15 protein-coding genes are annotated in these 20,565 nt (G+C 71.5%); 5 read left to right on the top strand and 10 right to left on the bottom strand.

Going from position 1 to position 20,565, the window contains the following annotated elements; all coding sequences use genetic code 11:
* Positions 1-203 precede the first annotated feature (203 nt).
* The 3 genes from AB5J49_RS01445 to AB5J49_RS01435 form a co-directional block, all read right to left on the bottom strand.
* Positions 204-881, bottom strand: a complete 678-nt coding sequence (locus AB5J49_RS01445) for an AIM24 family protein (RefSeq protein WP_369166608.1) — start codon at positions 879-881, stop codon at positions 204-206.
* Positions 882-946: 65 nt separating this feature from the next.
* Complete coding sequence (locus tag AB5J49_RS01440; protein ID WP_369166607.1) at positions 947-2,380, bottom strand: CAP domain-containing protein; 1,434 nt, start codon at positions 2,378-2,380, stop codon at positions 947-949.
* 104 nt (positions 2,381-2,484) lie between these two features.
* A complete protein-coding gene (locus AB5J49_RS01435; RefSeq protein WP_369166606.1) occupies positions 2,485-3,729 on the bottom strand; it encodes a serine hydrolase domain-containing protein in 1,245 nt (414 codons plus the stop codon).
* Positions 3,730-3,925: 196 nt separating this feature from the next.
* Between AB5J49_RS01435 and AB5J49_RS01430 the strand changes: the two genes are divergently transcribed.
* The 4 genes from AB5J49_RS01430 to AB5J49_RS01415 are packed head-to-tail and all read left to right on the top strand — an operon-like array spanning position 3,926 to position 10,546.
* Entirely contained in the window at positions 3,926-5,104 is a 1,179-nt protein-coding gene (locus AB5J49_RS01430) for an ROK family protein (protein ID WP_369166605.1), read from the top strand.
* 32 nt (positions 5,105-5,136) lie between these two features.
* Positions 5,137-6,942, top strand: a complete 1,806-nt coding sequence (locus AB5J49_RS01425) for a carbohydrate-binding protein (protein ID WP_369166604.1) — start codon at positions 5,137-5,139, stop codon at positions 6,940-6,942.
* 41 nt (positions 6,943-6,983) lie between these two features.
* Positions 6,984-9,347: a glycoside hydrolase N-terminal domain-containing protein gene (locus AB5J49_RS01420; RefSeq protein WP_369166603.1), complete on the top strand. Its 2,364-nt coding sequence runs from the start codon at positions 6,984-6,986 to the stop codon at positions 9,345-9,347.
* Positions 9,344-10,546 (top strand): SGNH/GDSL hydrolase family protein, encoded by a 1,203-nt coding sequence (locus AB5J49_RS01415; RefSeq protein ID WP_369166602.1) that lies wholly within the window; start codon positions 9,344-9,346, stop codon positions 10,544-10,546. The genes AB5J49_RS01420 and AB5J49_RS01415 overlap by 4 nt, the downstream gene beginning before the upstream one ends.
* 16 nt (positions 10,547-10,562) lie before the next feature.
* Here AB5J49_RS01415 and AB5J49_RS01410 read toward each other — a convergent pair whose 3' ends face one another.
* From AB5J49_RS01410 to AB5J49_RS01390, 5 genes are all read right to left on the bottom strand, one after another.
* A complete protein-coding gene (locus AB5J49_RS01410) occupies positions 10,563-13,505 on the bottom strand; it encodes an AAA family ATPase (RefSeq protein WP_369166601.1) in 2,943 nt (980 codons plus the stop codon).
* A 49-nt stretch (positions 13,506-13,554) separates the two neighbouring features.
* Positions 13,555-13,908 (bottom strand): UBP-type zinc finger domain-containing protein, encoded by a 354-nt coding sequence (locus AB5J49_RS01405; protein ID WP_369166600.1) that lies wholly within the window; start codon positions 13,906-13,908, stop codon positions 13,555-13,557.
* Positions 13,905-15,350 carry an ATP-binding protein gene (locus tag AB5J49_RS01400; RefSeq protein ID WP_369166599.1) on the bottom strand — a complete coding sequence of 482 codons (1,446 nt, stop codon included), beginning with the start codon at positions 15,348-15,350 and terminating at the stop codon, positions 13,905-13,907. The genes AB5J49_RS01405 and AB5J49_RS01400 overlap by 4 nt, the downstream gene beginning before the upstream one ends.
* On the bottom strand, positions 15,347-17,023 hold the full coding sequence (locus tag AB5J49_RS01395; protein WP_369166598.1) for an FAD-dependent oxidoreductase: 1,677 nt from the start codon (positions 17,021-17,023) through the stop codon (positions 15,347-15,349). Before AB5J49_RS01395 ends, AB5J49_RS01400 begins: the two co-directional genes overlap by 4 nt.
* Positions 17,024-17,207: 184 nt before the next feature.
* Complete coding sequence (locus tag AB5J49_RS01390) at positions 17,208-17,564, bottom strand: VOC family protein (protein WP_369166597.1); 357 nt, start codon at positions 17,562-17,564, stop codon at positions 17,208-17,210.
* A gap of 62 nt (positions 17,565-17,626) precedes the next feature.
* Here AB5J49_RS01390 and AB5J49_RS01385 point away from each other — a divergent pair, with 62 nt between their 5' ends.
* Positions 17,627-18,499: a universal stress protein gene (locus AB5J49_RS01385; protein WP_369166596.1), complete on the top strand. Its 873-nt coding sequence runs from the start codon at positions 17,627-17,629 to the stop codon at positions 18,497-18,499.
* A gap of 1 nt (position 18,500) precedes the next feature.
* Here the strand turns inward: AB5J49_RS01385 and AB5J49_RS01380 are convergent, their stop codons facing one another.
* Together AB5J49_RS01380 and AB5J49_RS01375 are read right to left on the bottom strand one after the other, a co-directional pair.
* A complete protein-coding gene (locus AB5J49_RS01380) occupies positions 18,501-19,736 on the bottom strand; it encodes a DUF4032 domain-containing protein (protein ID WP_369166595.1) in 1,236 nt (411 codons plus the stop codon).
* Between the two features lie 41 nt (positions 19,737-19,777).
* Positions 19,778-20,524 carry an MBL fold metallo-hydrolase gene (locus tag AB5J49_RS01375; RefSeq protein WP_369166594.1) on the bottom strand — a complete coding sequence of 249 codons (747 nt, stop codon included), beginning with the start codon at positions 20,522-20,524 and terminating at the stop codon, positions 19,778-19,780.
* Positions 20,525-20,565 lie beyond the last annotated feature (41 nt).

The raw sequence follows: 20,565 nt of genomic DNA, 5'->3' as shown, positions 1-20,565 counted from the left end.
GGTATACACGGCATCTATACGTGATGTGTATACATGGAGGGTATAGTGCGTCGGAAATCAGCCCCGGCCCAAAAGGCCAGGGCGTTATCCCAGGTCGGTCACCTGATGTTGTTCAGCTGTTGCCGATCAAGACGCCGGCGGGGCGGGCGGGGTTGCTCGTGAGGCGCACATCACGTCGCGGGACCCGAGGCCTTCGGTGGGGCTCAGTGCTGCTGGGCCTTCTGCGGCGTCACCTCGCTCGGCCGAACGACGACATGGCCCTGACCCTGCAGCATCAGCTGCACGGCCTCCCCGGAACCGCCGCGCAGCATCGAGCCGAGGGACTGCGAGCGATGCAGCGAGGTCTGCAGTCCGGCGGTCCAGCCGACCACCGCGTCGGTGTCGACGAACACGGGGAACTGCGGCGAGACCGGTATGACCAGGGGGTTGCCCTCGCACACCAGGCCCAGCCGGCCGTGCCCCGTGAAGACGCTGTTGAACAGCCCACCGCCGGCGATGCCCGCGCCCTTCACTGTCGCGATCCGGTACGACAACGAGGCGTCGAAACACAGGACGTTGCGGCCGTTGACCGTGAACTCGTCGCCGGGATCGACCTCGACGACGAAGCAGTTCTGCGCCTCGTGCGCGAACCAGGCCTCGCCCTGCCCGCGCACCGCCATCAGCGGCAGTCCCTCACCGGTCATGGCCCGCTTGAGCATGCCGCCCACGCCCTGGCCCTTGCGCTCGAACTGGAGGTTGCCGCGGTAGGCGATCATCGCGCCCTGGCGGGCGTGCATCTCGCCGTTCACCGCGTACTTGATGCATTTGGCGTTCTCGACCGTCATGCCCGGCACGGAGGCGGGCTGGACAATGTGCTCGCTGGAAAAGAGGTCACCCTTCATGCGGGCATCCTGTCCCGGACGGTCCCGTTCCGACCAGATCGCGGCATGCCGCTGTCCTGCGGCCGTCAGGCACCGAAGAGTTGCGTCCAGTACGTCCCCGCCGGTCCGCCGCCCGCGAAGCCGATGCCTATGTGGGTGAAGTCGCGCTTGAGGATGTTGGCGCGGTGGCCCGGACTGTTCATCCAGCCCTCCACGACCTCGGTGGGGGAGCGCTGGCCGCACGCTATGTTCTCGCCGATCGAACGCCGCGTGGAGCCCGCGGCGGCGGCCCGGTCCCAGGGCTGACTCCCTTCGGGCGAGGTGTGGGAGTAGAACGCCCGGGCCGCCATGTCCGCGCTGTACGCCTGCGCGGCGGTGGTGAGCACGGGGTCGACGGACAGGGGACGCAGCCCGGCCCCGGTCCGCTCCCGGTTGGTGAGCTCGACGACCTCGGCCGCCGTGCGGGACAGGTCGCCCGGCGTGAGCGGCCTGGCCCACAGCGCGGTCCAGTAGGTGTCGCCCGAGCGGCCGCCCGTGACGTACGCCAGAGCGGCGTGGGTGAAGGCCGGGTCGTGCAGCGTGCGGCGGGGGTGGTCGGTGCGCAGGCAGTACGCGACGAACTCGGCGGGTGTGCGGGGGCCGGAGACCAGGTGCTCGCCGACGGTGAGATACGCGTACCCGGCGCCGGTGACGCGCTGGTACACGGAGACGCCGTCCGGGCCCTCGACGCCGAGCCGTCCTGCCGAGGCCATCGCCAAGGCGTGGGCCTGGGCGGCGGAGGCGAGGCGGGCGTCCAGGGTGACCGGCGGCGAACCGACGTCGGTGCGGGCGGAGTTGACCAGATCCAGGAAGCCGTCGCGATCGGGGAGCGGGGCGTGCGGGGTGGTGACGGCGGAGAGGGTCCGCATCGTGGGCCGTGCGGTAGGCCTCGGGGGAGCGGTGGGCATGGCAGGAGCGGTGGGTGGGGGTGCGGGTTGCGCGACGGGCGACGGCGGGACCGGTGTCGACGGGACCGGGACCGGGACCGGGGACGGTGTCGCGTCCTCGATGACGTCGACCCCGAAATCGCGCGCGAGCCCGGCCAGCCCGTCCGCGTACCCCTGCCCCAGGGCCCGCAGCTTCCAGCCGCCGCCACGACGGTAGATCTCCGCGACAAGCAGCACGGTCTCCTGCCGTGGGCGCGGCGGGGCGAACCGGGCGATCGGGTGGCCGCCCGGGCCGGTGACCTGGAGCGTGGGGGAGGGCAGGCGGCTCAGGGGAGTGCCGGGGTCGGCGGGGCTGACGACCACTGTGACCCGGGTGGCCCCGGGGCGCAGTCGCGGTGGGTCGAGGGTCAGGGTGTCGCCTTGGAGCCGGGCACCCGGGGCGGACGGCTGGTTGTAGAACACGAAGTCGGCGTCGCCCCGGACCTTGCCGCTGTCGTCGGTGACGAGCGCGGACACGTCGAAGGGTCCGGGCACCCGGACGCTCACGCCGCCGCCCGGGAGGGGCAGATTGCCCCCGGGAACCAACTCGCTCATCGTGCCGTCCTGGTGGGTGCTTCGAGATCCGGTGGGGATGTCCGGAAAACGTCCACCGGACCTCGTGGGTTCCCGCCGGCCCGGATGGCGGCGTGCGGCTTTGCTCAGTTCGAGTTCGCGTCCAGGGGGACCCCGGGCGCGACGTCCTCGTGCCGTTCGACGGGCGCGGAACGCCGCTGCGCCTTCGCCGGCTTGCCGCAGAACGCGGACTCCAGCGTGCCCAGCATGGAGTTGAGGACCGTGCCGTTGTTGGAGGTGTTGGCGACCGCGGCGAGGCTGCGCCTGCCGTCCTTGGACGCGAACGCATACGTGTAGTAGCCCTGGACGGCGCCCGTGTGGCCGTATACGGAGATCCCGCACGACAGGTCGCGGCGCCGCAGCCCGAGCCCGTACGCCTGCGCGGTGCCCGCCGGCACCCACCGCTCCATCTGGGCCAGTTGCGCCTTGGAGGTCAGCCGTCCGCCGAGCAGCGCCGACAGGAAGGTGTTGAGGTCCCGCGTGCTGGAGATCATCGCGCCCGCACTCTGAGCCCAGGACACCGTCTGCTCGGTGGAGTCGACGAGTGCCGCTCCGGCCGCGTCCGGGGTGAGGTAGCCGCGGGCGTGCCGGCCGGGGATCTTCGTGCCGGGGTGGAGATAGAAGGTGTCGCGCAGCTTCAGCGGGCCGATGATCCGGTCCTTGTACTCGGTCCCCACGGAGCGCCCGGTCAGTTTCTCGATGAGCATGCCGGCGACGACGAAGTTGGTGTTGGAGTAGGAGTAAGCGCCGCCGGGCTGGGTGGTGCGTGGCTTGCTCAGGGACCGGTTCACCAGTTGCCGGTAGGTGAACACCTTGGTGCGGACCGCCTCGAAACCGGGAACCGTCCGCGCGAACATCTCGTTGGTGTAGTCGTGCAGGCCGCTGCGGTGGCTCAGCACATGCCGCACGGTGATGCGGTCGTCGGGCAGCAGCCCCGGCAGATAGCGGTTGACCGGGGCGTGAAGCTTCAGCTTCCTCTCGTCGACCAGTTGCAGCAGGACGACGGCCGAGAAGACCTTGGTGACACTGCCGATGCGGATCCGGTCGGCGTTGCTGATGGCCCGTCCGGACTTCCGGTCGGCGACACCGACGGCCGCCCAGTGGATCGTGTCGCGGTCGTCGAGGCGCGCCATCGCGCCGGGTGCGCCCTGCCGCCGCACCGTGTTCAGGACGTTCCACACGCCCGTGACATCCGGTTCGGCCAGTGCGCGCGCCGGGGCGTCGGCCGTGGTGGTGCCGGGTTCCCGGGTGGCGGCGTGTGCGGGAACCGCCAGGAGCGACACCAGGCCCGCCGCTGCCGTCGTGCCTCGGACCACCGTTGCTGAGACCATCCGGATTCCTCCCAGTTTCTGCCGATGTGCTGCTGATACGAGAACGATCACCTTCGTGCGGGGCAACGTTCTCGCATCCCGTCACATCGCCACAGACGGCGCACAGTTGGACGACAGGGGATCACCGGGAGGGAGTCCTGCAGCGAATCCTGCTTCTTTTATTGACGGCGGAAAATAAGGGCTCTAGGTTCCGGGCATGTCCTCGACCCGCCGCGCCGAGACGTTCCCGGCGAACACGCCGGCCGCCTCGCAGATCTTCACCACGGTCCTGTCCCACGGGCCGCTCACCCGCCTGGAGGTGGCCCGGCGGGCGGGACTGTCCCCGGCCGCCGTCACCAAGGCGGTTCGGCCCCTCATAGAGGCCGGCTACCTGGTGGAGGACGCGGACGAGCCGGCCCGCCCCGCACTCGGCCGCCCCGCCAACCCGGTGCGGGTCGACGGGGGACGGGCGCTGTTCATCGGCGTCAAGGTGACCGGCGACGAGATCATCGGCGTGCTCACCGACTTGTGCTGCCGCATCCGCGTCGCCCGTCACGCGCCGCTCGGGGACCGGGAACCGAAGGGCGTGCTGGCCTCGGTCGCCGAGCTGGTGGGCGAACTGCTCGCCGAGGCAGGCGACTTGGGCGTACCGGTCCTCGGCCTCGGCATCGCCGTCTCCGGCGACGTCGACCGAGGCGCGGGCGTCGTCCGCTACTCGCCGTTCCTGGAGTGGCGGGACGTGCCCCTCGCCGAACTCGCCGCCGTGACCACCGGGTTGCCGGTCACCGTCGACAACGACGTACGGGCCCTCACCGTCGCCGAGCAGTGGTTCGGCGCCGGTGTGGGGCTGTCCGACTTCGCCGTGGTCACGGTCGGGGCGGGCATCGGCTGCGGCCTCGTGGTGCACGGCCGGGTGGTCGCCGGAGCGCACGGCGTGGCCGGCGAGATCGGGCATGTGACCGTCGACCCGGCCGGCCCGCCCTGCCACTGCGGCAACCGCGGCTGCGTGGAGGCGATCGCGGGGGACGCCGCGATCGTCCGGCGGATCCGCGAGACCACGGGCGTCCAGGTCACCGACACCGCCGAGGCCGTCGAGTTGGCCCACCGGGGGAACGCCGGAGCGCGTGAGGCCTATGCGCGCGCGGGCGAGGCGATCGGCCGGGGCATCGCCACCGTGGCCAACCTGCTCGGCCCCGAGCGGGTGATCATCTCCGGCGAGGGCCTCGCCGCCCACGACCTGTTCGCCGAACAGATCCGCGACGCCTTCGCCGCCGCCGCGTTCGGCTCCGCCGCCCACTGCGACGTACAGATCCGCCCGCTGCCCTTCGAGGAGTGGGCACGCGGGGCCGCGGCCACCGCGATCCAGTCCTTCATCAGAGCCGACCAGCAGCAGTAGAGCCGCTGAAACGACACCTGGAGGTACGACCCATGCGGTCATCCTCGTACTCCGTCATGCCCGCACGCACCCTGAGAGCGGTGGTGGTCCTGGCCCTCGCCGCCGGTGTCACCCCCGCCGCACCCGCCGCACCCGCCGCGCAGGCCGAGACCGCCGCACCGGCTCTCGCCGCCAAGCCCTACATGGGCTGGTCGAGCTGGAGCATGCAGTCCTCGAAGTATCCCGGCCTGAACCCGGACGGCGACTACAGCTACCTGACCGAGGCGAACGTCCTCAAGCAGGCCGGCGCCATGGCCGCCAAGCTGAAGAAGTACGGCTACGAGTACGTCAACATCGACGCCGGCTGGTGGCGCGACAAGACCTGGAAGCCCGGATTCGACCGGTACGGGCGCCAGCAGGCCGACCCGGTCCGCTTCCCCAGCGGCATGAAGGCCGTCGCCGACCGCATCCACGCCAAGGGCCTCAAGGCCGGCATCTATCTGCCGGTCGGCCTGGAGAAGGAGGCGTACGGCGACGGCGAGGTGCCCGTCTGGAACGCCGACGGCTGTACCACCGCCGACATCGTCCACGACGACCTGCGCACGACCAACGGCTGGGACAGCGCGTACAAGCTCGACTTCTCCGACCCCTGCGCGCAGAAGTACGTCGACTCCCAGGCGAGGATGTTCGCCGACTGGGGCTACGACTTCCTCAAACTCGACGGCGTCGGACCCGGCTCCGGCAAGCACGGCGACCAGTACGACAACGTTGCCGACGTGGCCGCATGGCAGAAGGCCATCGCCGCCACCGGCCGGCCGCTCCACCTGGAACTGTCCTGGTCCCTCGACATCGGCCGCGTCGCCGACTGGAAGAAGCACTCCCAGGGCTGGCGCATCGACACCGACGTCGAGTGCTACTGCAACACCCTCGTCAGCTGGGAGAACTCCGTCGACGACCGCTGGGACGACGCCCCCGCCTGGACCCGGCACGCCGGCCCCGGCGGCTGGAACGACCTCGACTCCCTCGACGTCGGCAACGGAGACATGGACGGCCTCACCAAGGCCGAGCGCCAGAGCTACGCCACCCTGTGGGCCGTAGCCAAGTCCCCCCTCTACACCGGCGACGACCTCACCCTCCTCGACTCCTACGGCCTGTCCCTGCTCACCAACCGCGAGGTCATCGCCGTCAACCAGGCCGCCACCGCACCCGCACGCCCCGTCACCCCCTCCGACCCCCAGCAGGTGTGGGCCGCGAAGAACCCCGACGGCACCTACACCGTCGCCCTGTTCAACCTTGCCGACGCCCCGGCCGCCGTCACCGCCCACTGGGCGTCCCTCGGCTTCACCGGACCGGCGGCGGTGCGCGACCTGTGGCACCACGAGAACCTCGGCAGCCACCAGAACAAGATCACCCAGGCCCTGCCCGCCCACGGCTCCCGCCTCTTCACCGTCACGCCACGCGGCAGGGCGCTCACCACGACCGCCTATGAAGCCGAGTCCGGGGCCAACACCCTCGGCGGGAACGCCTCCGTCGCCGACTGCCCGGCATGCTCCGACGGCCGCAAGGTCGGCAACCTCTACCTCGGCGGGACGCTCCGCTTCAACGACATCGTCGTGGACCAGGCCGGCACCTACCTGATCAAGGTGGCCTACGTCAGCGGTGACCCCCGGTCGGTCGACATCTCCGCGAACGGCGGCGGCGCCACCCGGCACAAGTTCCCCTCCACCGGCGACTGGGGGACCGCCGAGACGGTCAGCGTGCCCGTGACCCTCAAGGCGGGTGCCAACACGGTCACCTTCGACAGTGGCGCCGGCTACGCACCGGACATCGACCGGATGGACGTACCGAAGCCGTCCTGAACGAACCCTGTGCGCCCGCCCACGACTGCCAGGAGCCCGCCATGGACACCACCCCGTCCGACCGCCTGCCCAGACGCACCCTGCTCGCCCTCGCCGCGGCGACCGGAGCCCTCACCACACTGCCCGCCTTCACCGCGGCGGCCGCACCGCAACGCCGCCTCGACTCGCCTGTGGGTGTGAGCAGTTCACGCCACCAGCTGTGGTGGCAGGCCCCCGCCGACGAGCACTCCATGATCGAGCAGGGCCTGCCGGTCGGCAACGGCCGCCTCGGCGCCCTCGTCGGCAACGACCCCGGCCGCGAACTCCTCCTGATCACCGACGCCACGATGTGGACCGGCGGCCGCAACGACACCCTCGACACCGACGGCCAATTCCCCTACGGCCGTGACGACTTCGGCTCCTTCACCCTCCTCGCCCGCCTCACCGTCGACCTCCCCGACCACGACCTGTCCGCCGTCAACGGCTACCGCCGCACCCTCGACCTGGCGCAGGGGCTGGTGACCACGTCGTACACGCGCTCCGGAGTGACGTACCGGAGACGGATCTTCGCCAGCCGGCCCGACGACGTGATCGTCCTGCACTTCACGCAGAGCGGCGGCGGCCGCCACACCGGCACCGTCGTGCTCGAGGGCACGCACGGCGAGGGCGCCGGGGAGTCCTTCGGCGCGGCTTTCCCGAACGGCCTGCGCTACGGGGCCGCCGTCACCGCGTACGGCACGGGCGGCCGGGTCACCGTCAGCGGCTCGCGGATCGATTTCGCCGGGTGCCGGGAGCTGACCGTGGTCGTGAGCGGCGGCACCGACTACGCGCCCGACGCTGCCCAGGACCACCGCGATCCGTCCCTCGATCCGCACAAGCTCGCCCGCACCAAGGTCCGCGAAGCCGCCGCCCACTCGGCCGACACCCTGCTGGGCACCCATGTCGCCGACTACCAGGGCCTCTACGGGCGCATGGACCTCGCACTCGGCACGTCGTCCGCCGAACAGCGCTCCCTGGACACCTGGGAACGGCTCCGGGCGCGCGCCCGGGACGGCGTACCCGACCCCGAACTCGAAGCCGCCTACGTGCACTTCGGCCGCTACCTGATGATCTCCGGTTCGCGCGGGAGCCTGCCCCTCGCCCTGCAAGGGCTGTGGCTCGACGGCAACGACCCGGACTGGATGGGCGACTACCACACCGACATCAACCTTCAGATGAACTACTGGATGGCCGACCGCACGGGCCTGTCGCCGTGCTTCGACGCCCTCACCGACTACTGCCTCGCCCAGCTCCCGTCCTGGACCGAGCTCACCCGCCGCCTGTTCAACGACCCGCGCAACCGCTACCGCAACTCCACCGGCAAGAACGCCGGCTGGACCGTCGCCATCTCCACCAACCCGCACGGCGGAGGCGGCTGGTGGTGGCACCCGGCGGGCAGCGCGTGGCTGTGCACGACCTTGTGGGAGCACTACGAGTACACCCGGTCACGGGAACTCCTGGCCAGGATCTACCCGTTGCTCAAGGGGGCCTGCGAGTTCTGGGAGGCCAGACTGCTCAGCACGACCCTCTCCGGCACCACACGCGAGGTGTTGATCGCCGACAGCGACTGGTCGCCCGAGCACGGCCCGCTCGACGCCAAGGGCATCACCTACGCTCAGGAACTGGTGTGGGCGCTGTTCGGGAACTACTGCACCGCGGCGGCCGAGTTGCGGAAGGACATCGACTACGCGGATACGATCGCCGCACTGCGCAGAAAGCTCTACCTGCCACAGGCGAGCCCGAGCACCGGCTGGCTGGAGGAGTGGATGTCCCCCGACAACCTCGGCGAGACCACGCACCGGCACCTCTCCCCGCTCGTCGGCCTGTACCCCGGCGACCGGATCCGCCCCGACGGCTCCACCCCGGCCGACATCGTGGCGGGCGCCACCGCCCTGCTCACCGCGCGCGGCACGGAGAGCTTCGGCTGGGCCAACGCCTGGCGCAGCCTGTGCTGGGCCCGCCTGAAGGACGCGGAGAAGGCCTACCAGCTGGTCGTCAACAACCTTCGCCCGTCGATGGGCGGCAGCAACGGCACGGCACCCAACCTCTTCGACATCTACGAGGTGGAACACGGCCGGGGCATCTTCCAGATCGACGCCAACTTCGGTACTCCGGCCGCGATGGTGGAGATGCTGCTGTACTCCCGGCCGGGGCACATCGAACTCCTCCCGGCGCTTCCCGACGCCTGGGCCGGGTCGGGCTTCGTCAGGGGCGTGGCCGCGCGGGGCGGCTTCGAGGTGGACCTGCGCTGGCGCGACGGCAGACCGACCGAGGTCAGGATCCACAGCGTCGGCGGCCGCACCACGACGGTCGTATGCGGCGGTGTGTCGCGCACGGTCACCCTGACGCCCGATGCCTCCGTCACGTTGAAGGACTTCGCCCGGTGAAAGCCAAGCTCCCACTCGCCGCCGTCCTGTTGACGATTGCCGCCTGCCAGTCCCCGCCCGCCGGGGCGACCGGCGACCTCAGTGGCGTCGTCACCTGGGCGGCGAGCGCCGACCGGATGGGCGACGGTGTGGCCGGCCGCGGCTACCGGCTCGTCGTGCACACCAGCACGGGCGGGACCGGCCTGCGGATCCGGCTCTCCAACGCCTTCGGGGACCGGCCGCTGACCTTCGACAGCGTCTACGCGGGCATCCAGAAGCAGGGCGCCGAACTGCGGCCGGGCAGCAACCGGCGCCTGGCCTTCGGCGGGGCGCACACGGTCACCGTGCCGGCGGGCAGCACCGTGTGGAGCGACCCGCTGCCCGGCAGGCTGCCCGCCGCGACCGACCTCGTCGTCAGCCTGCACAGCCCGGACGCGGGCGGCCCCGCCAGCGGCCACTGGATGGCCCTGCAGTCGTCGTACGCCACCCAGGGCGACCACACCGCCGAGGAGAGCGGCTCCGCCTGGACCATCCCGACCGGCTCCTGGTTCTACCTCGACGCCGTCTCCGTGCGCGCCCCCGCGGGCACCGGAGCGGTGGCCGCCCTCGGCGACTCCATCACCGACGGCTGGGAGTCGACCGCCGACCTCAACCGCCGCTGGCCCGACTACCTGGCCCGCCGCCTGCAACGGGCGGACACGGCGGTGAAGGGCGTGGCCAACGAAGGAATGTCCGGGAACAAGGTCCTCGCCGACAACCCCGGCCAGAGCGCGCTGAACCGGCTGGAGCGGGATGCCCTGGCCAAGCCGGGGGTGCGGACCGTGTTCCTGCTCCAGGGCGTGAACGACATCAAGGCCCATACGGGCGTCACCGCCGAGGACCTGATCGACGGCTACCGCGAGATCGTCGACCGGGCGCACGCGGCCGGCAAGTGCGTCGTCGGCGCGACCGTCGGCCCCTTCAAGGGCTGGCACGAATGGGACCCGGCCGCCGAGGCCGTGCGCCAGGAGGTCAACGCGTTCATCCGCACCAGCGGCGAGTTCGACGCCGTCACCGACTTCGACCGCATCCTGCGCAGCCCCTACGACCCGGCACGGATGCTTCCGGCCCTCGACGGCGGCGACCACATCCACCCCAACGACAAGGGGATGCAGGCGAGGGCCGACGCCGTCGCCCTGACCGCCCTCGACTGCGACACCAGCGGATGGACCACCGGCTGATGAGCACGAGGGGGAGTCAGCCGACCCTTTCCTCGCGGGTGATCAGGCCCTCCCGATAGGCGATCGCCACCGCCTCCGTGCGGCTCGCGGCACCCAGCTTGGCGAGGATGTTGGAGACGTGGACGCTCGCCGTCTTGCCGGTGATGTACAGCTCCTCGCCGATCTGCCGGTTGCTGCGGCCGAGGGCGAGGAGGAGCAGCACCTCCTGCTCGCGGGCCGTGAGCGGCGAGGAGCGGTCGGTGGAGGCTTCCGCGAGGCGGCCACGGCGGATCAAGGCGTCCAGTCGCTCCAGCAGGAGCGTCGCGCCGAACCGGACCGCCGTGTCCCGCGCCGCCCGGGCCTCGGTGGCCGCCGCCGCACGGTCGTCCGCCGCCAACAGGGCCTCGGCGTGGCGCATGCGGCACCGCGCCCGCTCGTACTCGTCGCCGTAGTCGGAGGCGGCCACCGCCTTCGCCCACGCCTGCACGTCAGGCCCGGCCACCGCACGCACCCACTCCGCCTCCGCACGGGCCAGCCACGCCATGCCTTCCGGGCCCTGCGGTGTGCCGCGCTCGCCGTGCACGGCCGCCGTCCGAGCCAGCTCGACCAGCTCGGTCGCCGTGTCCGCCCAGCCGCGCACCCCGGCCTCGTCGCCGGTCAGGCGCAACTCGGCGGCACGGTCGGCGACCGCGGCCAGCGCGAGGGCGGCGAGCCGGACCGTGGAGTCGGGCAGTGTGCCCGCCTCCACGGTGAGAGCCGCGACCGTGGACCGCATCCGCTCCACCGCCTCCTCCGCGTCACCGCGCAGCGCGGCGGCGTCGGTGAGCGCGATGCCCGCGACGAGCGTGCCCATCCAGTCGAAGGGCCCCTCCAGCAGGGCGCGAGCCTGCTCGGCGGCCGCGAGGTCGCCGCGTGCGAGAGCGACGTACAGCGCCGGACCGGCCGCATATCCGCCGGTCGCGGGCAGCACCTCGGTGTCTGCCGCGGCAGCCCTCACGCACTCGTCCCAGCGGCCCAGCGTGTACAGCACCAGCAGCCGCAGATACCGCATGGCCAGCGGATACATCGAGGACAGCAACCCGGCACGCCGGGCCCGGTCCAGCCCCTCCGTCAGCCAGGCCAGACACTCCTGAAGATCCCCGGACTCGAAGCAGCCGATGGCGAGGTTGAACAGCGCGCGCAGCTCCACCGTCGCGTTGCCCGCACGCCGCGCCAACTCCCGGGCCTGGCACATCCGTTCCCGGCCCTCCGGCGTGCTGCGGCTGCCTCCTTCGAGTCCGGTCAGAGACATGAGCAGGTCGGCCTGGGCATCCGTCACCTGCAATTCCTCGGCCGTGCGCAGGGCCTCGCGGCCGACCCGCAGCGCGGTCTCGTTCTCCCCGACCTGGCGTGCCGCCAGGACATGCGTGGCCGCCGCCCACGTCCACGTCCGCGACGGTGGCTCGGCGGGGATCAGAGCGAGCGCCTCGCTGCTGTAGGCGAAGGCCGCAGCCAGGCTGTCGACGCTGAGCAGATTGCCCGCAAGGGTGTAGCGGACCCGGGCGGCGAGTTCGGCGTCCGTGTCCTGGCCGACGCCCGCGAGCGCGGAGCGGGTGAGAGTGACCGCGCGGTGCGAGTCCCCGGCGTGGGCGCCCCCCGCCGACGCGCGCAGCGTGAGCGTCACACGGTCGTTGCCCTCGCCCGAGGGCCGCGCCGACGGCTCCACCGACGACCACAGGTCCAGGGCGGCCTCCAGGTGCCGTAGCTCCTCGGCGGGCGCGCCGACCCGGTGCGCGTGGTCGGCGGCCTCCAGCGAGGCGGCCAGCGCCTCGGCCAGGTCGTGGCTCTCGCGGTAGTGGTGGGCGCGCCCCGCCGCCGTCTCGGCGGGACGGCCGCGTCCGGTGAGCAGCCGGGCGAACGCACCGTGCAGCCGGGCTCGTTCACCGGGCAGCAGATCGGCGTACACCGCCTCACGGGCGAGCGCGTGCCGGAACGCGTACGTGTCGCCGTCGCCGGCCACGAGCAGCTGTCGCCCGATCGCCTCCCGCAGCGCCGCCTCCAGCTCCTCCTCCGGGATACCCACGGCGCCCCGCAGCAGCTCGTGTTCGACACGGCGCCCCGCGACGGCGGCCGTACGCAGCACCTGCTGGGCGGTGTCGGAGAGCTGCTCGAACCGTATGAGGAGAACGTCGGCCAGCCCGCTGGGCACCCCGCCGGCCTCCGTGTCGGTCGCCGCGACCAGCTCCTCGGCGTAGAAGGCGTTGCCCTCGGCCCGCTCGACGATCCGCCGGACCGTGACGTCCGACAGCGGCAGCTCCTGCACGGCCCGCACCAGACGCGCCACCTCGGCGTCCGCCAGCGGACGCAGTTCGAGCCGCTCGACGGCGGGCAGCCGCACCAACTCGGCCAGCAGCGGCCGCAGCGGATGACGTCGATGCAGATCGTCGGCGCGGTACGACGCCAGCACGGCAAGCCGATGGGCGGGCGCCCCACCCGCAGGGCGTTGCAAGATCCCCCGACTCAACAGGAACCGCAGCAGATCCCTGGACGACTGGTCGGCCCAGTGCAGATCCTCCAGCACGAGCAGCACGGGCGCGACGTCCGTCAGATCGGCGAGCAGCCCCGCGATGCCCTCGAACAACCGCAGCCGGTCCCTCACGGCGTCCGTCCCGCCGCCCAGCAGCCCTTCGACCACGGGATGCGCGGCGAGGACCTCCGCGAACCGCTCCTCACCGGCGAGCACTCCCAGCACCTCGGTGAACGGCAGGTACGGCAGCCCGACATCGCCGAGATCGACACAGTGCCCGGTCAGGACGGTCATCCCGTCCGCACCCGCCCGCCCCGCCACCTCGTCCAGCATCCGAGTCTTGCCGACCCCGGCATCCCCGGCGACCAGGACGGCCCGGCTCTCACCACCGCGGGCACGCTCCAGCACACCGGAGAGCCGGTCAAGCTCGTCTTCCCGCCCGATCAACGGCGTGCTGAATGAGGTCTGCGACACGCCTACATCCTGTCACTCACCACTGACAGCGCCTGCGCCGACCTGCTCTTCAGGCACGCAACGTCTTCGCCCAGTCATCCGGCACCCGCCCCGCGGGCCCCGGCGCCGGCTGCCCAGCCGGATGACTGACCGGCGGGGTCAGCTCGGGCCCCGATTCGTACAACTCGTTCGTCTCGAAGTTCCAGTACCAGTTCTCATCCGGCTCGAAGCTCTGCACGAAGGGATGCCCGGTGTCCCGGAAATGCCCCGTCGCATGCTTCGCGGGCGAACTGTCACAACACCCCACATGCCCGCACTGCGCACACCGCCGCAGATGGAACCACCACCCCCCGACCGCCTCGCACTCGGCACACCCGCTCCCGCTCGGCGGAACGCTCGGGTCAATTCCGTTGTCGCTGCTCATGCTGACTCCTCCTCGACCGATGTGAGCGGCAGCAGCACCTGGAAGCGAGTGTCACCCGGCTGCGACTCCACCTGGATGCTGCCGTGGTGCTTGTTGACCACGATCCGCCAGGAGATGTCGAGGCCGAGCCCGGTGCCCTCACCCACCGGCTTCGTCGTGAAGAAGGGATCGAAGATCCGCCCCCGGTGCTCCGGCGGAATCCCGACCCCGGTGTCACGGAACTCCACCAGTAGCCGGTCGTGGTCCGGTGCCGTCCGCACGGTCAGCGTCCCTTCCCCGCCGGTGCTCTCGATCGCCGCGACCGCGTTGTCGATCAGGTTCGTCCACACCTGGTTGAGCTCCGCCGGGTACGCCGGAATCCTCGGCAGCGAACGGTCGTACTCCTTGACGACCTTGATCTGCCGGCCGATCTTGCCGGACAGCATCAGCAGGGTGCTGTCGAGGAGTTCGTGCACGTCGGCGTTCTGGAAGGGCGCGCGGTCGAGCTGGGAGTACTGCTTGGCGGCGTCGACGAGGTGCGAGATGCGGTTGGTGGAGTCGTTGATCTCGTCCATCAACAGCTCGGTCTCGACGGTGTAGTTGAGCCACCCGATCGCGTTCGGCAGGATCTCCTCGTCCACGGCCGCCGCGATCTGGTCCAGCCAGTCCGCGTCGAGACCGGCCTGCACGAAGGTGGGCGCGATCCGCCAGCCTTCCTGGATCCCGTGGTCGTCCAGCCAGTCGGTGAGCTCGTCCTCCCGGTCCGAGGCCTCCAAGGGGCTCAACGTCGGTGCCTTGGCGACACGTTCGGCCGTGCGCTCCTGGATGTCGACGAGGTTCGCGATGACCTCGGGGGAGTAGGAGCCCTGCGTGATGACGGCGAGCTTGTGCCGCATCTTCGCCACCCGCTCGCGCAGCGTCGCGGTCGCCCGTACGGCCGCCGCCGCGGGATTGTTGAGCTCGTGTGTGAGCCCGGCGGACAACGAGCCGAGCGCCAGCAGTCGTTCGCGCTGGTTGATGGCCGACTGGGTGCTCTTCTGGCCGAAGAAGAGGCCCTCCAGCAGATGCAGGGCCATCGGGAACCATTCCTGGATCACAGCCGCGAAGGTGTCGGCGGGCAGCACGAAGAACCGCGTCGGTTCCGTGACGCGCATCGAGCTGTTGTAGACCTGCGGCACGCGGTCCCCGAGGTAGGCCTGCCAGGCCCCGGAGTACACCCCGCTCTGGGAGGTCCGGGTGCCCTCCACGTCGTCCCCGCCGACCCGCCGGGACAACACGACGGTGCCTTCGACCATGACGTAGAAGCAGGTCGCGGGATCGCCCTCGGCGTACACGGGACCGGGCTGGAACAGCTCCACCCGGCCCTCGCTGCACAGTCTGCCGAGCTGCTCGGGGGTGAGCTTCTCGAACAGGAACAGCGACCCGATCTCCGCCGGGCTGCACGGCATCGACTGCCCGCTCATGACTGCTCCAGATAGCGGTGGACGAGCATCACGGCCATGGCTCCCTCTCCGACGGCGGACGCGACGCGCTTGGCGGACTCGGCGCGCGCGTCGCCCGCCACGAACACGCCGGGGACATTGGTCTCCAGGTGGTACGGCGGCCGGTCCAGCTCCCAGCCGGCCGGCGTCCGCCCGTCGGACGTCAGGTCGGGCCCGGCCAGGATGAACCCGCGCTCGTCCCGCAGCACCGTCTCGCCCAGCCAGTCGGTCAGCGGGGCGGCGCCGATGAACACGAACATCCACTGCGCGTCGACGAGTTCCGTCCGCCCGCTCTCCACGTCGCGCAGCGTCAGCTGCTCCAGGTGGTCGGAGCCGTGCGCGGACTCGACGACCGTGCCGGTGCGCACCGAGATGTTCGGTGCCTCGTCGATCTGCTGGATCAGGTAGTGCGACATGGACGCCGACAGCGACACCCCGCGCACCAGCAGCGTCACCGACTTGGCACCCCGCGACAGATACATCGCCGCCTGCCCCGCGGAGTTGGCGCCGCCGACGATGTACACGTCCTGGCCCTGACAGGACGGCGCCTCCGTCAGCGCCGACCCGTAGAACACCCCGCAGCCGGTCAGGTCCTCGCAGCCGGGCGCCGCCAGCTGCCGGTACGACACGCCGGTCGCCAGGATCACGCTGTGCGCGGCGACCGCCGAGCCGTCCGAGAACCGTACGGTCCGGGCGGCGCCGCTGACCTCCAGTGCCGTCACCTCGCGCGCGGTGAGGATCTCGGCGCCGAACTTCGCCGCCTGCCGCCGGGCCCGGTCGGTGAGCTGCGCCCCCGACACGCCGTCCGGGAAGCCGAGGTAGTTCTCGATCCGGGAGCTCTGCCCGGCCTGCCCGCCGGTCGCCGACCGCTCCACCAGCACCGTCCGCAGGCCCTCCGAGGCCCCGTACACGGCCGCACCGAGCCCGGCGGGTCCGCCGCCGATGACGACGAGGTCGTAGAAGTCGGCCGTCGGCATCGTGGCCAGCCCGACCTGTGCCGCCAGCTCGGGGGCCTCCGGGGCGACCAGCGGCGTCCCGTCCGGCGTGATCACCAACGGCAGCCGCTGACCGTCCTGCTCGGCCGCGGCCAGCAGCCGCTGCCCCTCCGGCTCGTCGGCGGAGTACCAGCGATACGGCACCTGGTTGCGGGCCAGGAACTCCCGTACCTCCGAGGAGCGCGCCGACCACCGGTGTCCGACCACCTTGGTGCTGGGCACCGGCCGGTAGTCGCTGCGCCGCCACGCCTCCAACAGGTCGTCCAGGACCGGGTAGAGCTTCTCCTCGGGCGGATCCCACGGCTTGAGCAGGTAGTGGTCGAGATCTACGACGTTGATCGCGTCGATCGCCGCGTTCGTGTCCGCGTACGCGGTCAGCAGCACCCGCCGCGCCCCCGGATACACGTCCAGTGCCTGTTCGAGGAACTCGATGCCGTTCATCTGCGGCATGCGGTAGTCGGCCAGGATCACGGCCACGAGATCACCGCGCAGCTTCAGCTCCCGCAGCGCCTGAAGCGCGGACTCGCCGGACTCGGCCCGCACGATCCGGTGCGACGCACCGTAGCGCCGCCGCAGATCACGGGCGACCGCCCGGGACACCCCCGGATCGTCATCCACGGTCAGAATGACGGTCCGCGCTGCGTCGGCGGCCTGTGCCATACGTCTCCCACCCCGAGGGTCGCGTTCTCGCCGCGGCGATCGCGTCCGGTGGCGCGTCCGTCACGTCGACTCTGAGCCATCGTATGTTCGATCGTCCGGCTGCGCTCAGGTATGCATGAGCCCGTCGGTTTTCAGCCAGCAGGGCGCTCGGTGGCTGAAAGAGAACTTCTCGGCCTTGAGGGGATCAGCCGCGTCGCGGCCCCAGTACACAGAACTCGTTGCCCTCGGGATCCGCCAGCGTGACCCAGGGCTCCTCGCCGGTCTGACCGACGTCCGCGTGGCGTGCGCCGAGCGCGAGGAGGCGGGTGACCTCCGCGTCCTGGTCGTCGGGACGGAAGTCCAGGTGGAGGCGGTTCTTGACGGTCTTGCCCTCCGGTACCGGGGCGAAGAGCAGGCCCGGCAGGCGGTCGGGCTCCGGCCGGATCTCGTACTCCTCGGCCGAGTCGTTCACCACGACCCAGCCGAGCGCCTCGGCCCACCAGTGCCCCAGCGCCGCCGGGTCGGCCGCATCCACGTTCACTTGTTCCCATTCCAAGGCCATGGGCGCAGCGTAGTGAAGACTGGGCCCGAAGGACGTGACCACGGCACTGGGAGGCATCCGGCATGACGCGCCCGATCACGGCAGGGGTGGACGGATCGGAGGAGAGCCTCGCCGCGCTGGCCTGGGCGGCGAGGGAGGCGGTCCGGCGCGGGCTCGCGCTGCGGGTGGTGCACGCCTGGCGGTTCCAGCCGCACGACGCGATCGACGTGGGGGATCGGGACACCCAGGCGCAGTGGGTGCGGGAGGGGCTGGAGGAGGCCACCCGTACCGTGACCGAGCGGCATCCGAACCTTGAGGTGACCATCGATGTCCTCGAGGGCGGGGCCTTCGAGACACTGGTCGCCGCGGCGGCGGAAGCCGAGATGGCGGTGCTGGGATCGCGGGGCCACGGCGCGGTCGTCGGGTTCCTGCTGGGCTCCGTCGGACAGCAGGTGATCGCCGAGGCCAAGAGTCCGGTCGTACTCGTACGGGCCGAGGACCAGGCGTCCGCCGAGGCAGCCGGACGCGAGATCGTCGTGGGCCAGCAGGGCGACCCCGAAGACAGCGCCGCCGCGCTGCGGTTCGCGTTCGAGACGGCCGCGGCGCGCGGCGCGACCGTGCGCGCCGTACGGGCGTGGACCCTGCCGCCGCTGTTCGCCTACAGCCCGGCCTCCCTCAAGCTCCTCGACGAGGCCGGGGGCCTGGAGCCGTACGAGAAGAAGGCGCTGGGTGAGGCGCTGCGGCCGTGGCGGGAGCGCTTCCCGGACGTCCATGTCGTCGAGCACGTGGAGATGGGCAGCGCCGGCCAGGTGCTGCTGTCGGTGGCCGGGCGGACCCAGCTGTTGGTCGTCGGGCGGCGCGCCCACCGGACCGCCGTGGGGGCCCGGATCGGGTCGGTCGCCCACGGCGTGCTGCACCACGCCGACTGCCCGGTCGCGGTCGTGCCGCACGACTGAGTCAGTCGGACGCCGTCGGCTGCAGCGTCTCCCGGGCCGTGGGCAGGATGTTCTTGATGTAGTCCTCGACAACCGCGTCCAAGCCGATGTCGTGCTGCGCCCGCTCGGACAGGTACCAGCGGTGTTCGAGCAGCTCGTGGTAGATCTCCGCCGGGTCCATGGAACCGCGCAGTTCCAGCGGTACGGCCCGCACGGTGGGGCGGAAGACGTCCCGCACCCAGCGGTGGGCGAGGACCTCCGGGCGGGCGCCGAGCGGGTCGCCCGGGGCGTAGTCGTCCTGGGTGGCCATCCAGCTCTCCAGGTCGTTCAGGAGCCGGGGGGCCTGGTTCTCCTCGGCGTCCAGGCCCGTCAGACGCAGCAACTGACGCTGGTGGTGGCCGGCGTCGACGACCTTGGGCACGAAGGTGACCGTGTCGCCGTTGGTGGCGTGCTCGATCTGCATCTCGGCCACGTCGAAACCGAGGTCGTTCAGGCGGCGTATGCGGCGCTCTATGTAGTGGTACTTGCCCGCCGGGTAGACCGAGGTGCGGGTCAGCTCCTGCCACAGGCTCTGGTAGCGGGCGCAGATCTCCATGCCGAACTCGATCGGGTCGACGGACGGGTGCAGCGCCCCGGACGCCTCCAGATCGAGCAGCTCACCGCTGATGTTGACCCGGGCGAGGTCGAGATCGTAGTCGCGCTGGCCGTCGCTGAGCTGCGGGTGCAGATCGCCCGTCTCGGCGTCCACCAGGTACGCGGCGTAGGCGCCCGCGTCGCGCCGGAACAGCGTGTTGGACAGCGAGCAGTCGCCCCAGGCGAAACCGGCGAGGTGGAGGCGGACCAGCAGCACGGCCAGCGCGTCCATCAGACGGTGCATGGTCGCCGGACGCATCGTCGTCTCGAACATCGAGCGGTACGGCTGCGAGCCGCCCAGGTGCCGGGTGACCAGCACCGACTCCAGCGGGCCGCCGGCGGTGTCGGTGCGCCCGGTGACCACGGCCAGCGGATCCACCGACGGGATGCCGAGCCGGTCCAGGTCGCGCAGCAGCTCGTACTCGCGCAGTGCCGGGCGCTCGGCGAGCTCCTTGACGGCTATCACCTCGCTGCCGGCCCGGGCGTACCGCACGACGTGGCGGGAGATACCGCGCGGCAGCGGGACCAGGACCTCCTCCGGCCACTCCTCCAGGGGCAGCTGCCAGGGCAGTTCCAGCAGGAGCGCGGGGTGCTCCGGGTTCGTCGCGCTGATCTGCAGTGCCATGGGCCGTTCGTCCTCGCCTCGCCGGTGATCGTCACCTCACCCTAGAGCGCGCGCTCCCGCGCCTGAAGAGCAGCTTCTCGCACCGACCCCCGGTGCAGGGGACCGTGGCCGGGCAGCAGCAGGTCGCCCCCCAGTCCTTCGAGCACGTCCAGCGAGGCCACGGCACGAGCCCGCTCGTGGTGGAACATGTCGGGCAGCAGCTGCGGTCCCTTGATCCGCGAGGTGGGGTGCCCGCTGACCAGGGCGTCCCCCGCGATCACCACACCGGCGTCGGGCAGGTGGTAGGCGCAGTGTCCGCCGGTGTGGCCGGGTGTGTGCACCGGGACGGGCCGGCCGGGCAGGTCGAGCGGGCCCTCCGACGGGTACGGCTCGGGGGCGGTGACCGGGACGTGCGCCGTGCCGCCGGAGCGGATCGCGTGTACCGCCCAGGGCAGGACGCCCGGCCGCCAGCCGTTCTTCAGGACCGTGCCGACGCTCACCTGGTGCAGGAACTCCCGGCGAGCGTGCGGAAGTTCGGCCTCGTGGAGGTATATGGGGGTGCCGTGGGTGGTGCGCAGGTACTCGGCGTTGCCCAGGTGGTCCGTGTGCGCGTGCGTGATCAGTACGGCGCTGACGGCCTCCGGTGAACTGCCCACCTCCGCGAGCGAGGCGAGGAGCCCCGCCCGGTCCCCGGGGTAGCCGGTGTCGATCAGCGTGACCGCGTCCCCCTCGGTCAGGATCACCCAGTTGGTGTTGCTGCCGTGCACAAGGTAGGTGCCGTCCGCTACTTGCCGCACATCTGCTCGCATGATCGTCCCGCGTGCTGAGGTCCGTGCCCGACGGACACAGC

The organism is Streptomyces sp. R28 (genome assembly GCF_041052385.1).
Lineage (GTDB): Bacteria > Actinomycetota > Actinomycetes > Streptomycetales > Streptomycetaceae > Streptomyces.
Note: the sequence above shows the minus strand (reverse complement) of the source record. Positions and strands in the feature narration are given on the sequence as shown.